Source organism: Paraburkholderia sp. JHI2823 (genome assembly GCF_038900695.1).
In the GTDB taxonomy this organism is placed as follows: Bacteria; Pseudomonadota; Gammaproteobacteria; order Burkholderiales; family Burkholderiaceae; genus Paraburkholderia; species Paraburkholderia mimosarum.
In genome coordinates this window covers 1-460 of sequence record NZ_JAYMRY010000243.1, presented here as the reverse complement: position 1 = coordinate 460, position 460 = coordinate 1, and the positions used below count along the sequence as shown (strand labels likewise).

Here is a 460-nt window from a genome sequence, read left to right as displayed (position 1 = left end):
ACATTGCCGCAACCTGCGCCGTCGTCAGCATCGCCGTGCTCAGCGACGCGACGCTCGTACCCAGTGCCTGGATGTCCTTGGTGGTCAGCGCCTGCGACTGCGCCGTGCTCAGGCCCGAGAGCGGGAGCCCGGTGACCGCCGCACTGCTGAGCGCGCCGATCTGCGTGGACGACAGCGGCGACACCGCGTTCGACGTCAGCGAACCCACCTGGACCGACGTGAGCGCACCCACCTGGGTATTGGAGAACATGCCGGCTGTCAGCGCCGCGACGTTGGTGCCCAACGCCTGGATGTTGGCCGTCGAGATCGCCTGCGTCTGCGCCGTGCTCAGCGGGCCCGTCAGCGATTCGATCTGCGCGGTCGTCAGCGCTGCCACCTGCGCCGTCGAGAGCGACGACGTCGTGAGCGAGGCCACTGCCGTGCCCAGCGCCTGGATGGTCGCCGTCGAGATCGCCTGCGT

Annotated in this window: 1 pseudogene; it reads right to left on the bottom strand. The window is 69.3% G+C overall.

The annotated features are described in order from the left end of the window. Positions 1–460 (bottom strand): annotated as a pseudogene (locus tag VSR34_RS38510) (heme utilization protein); the annotation flags it as partial.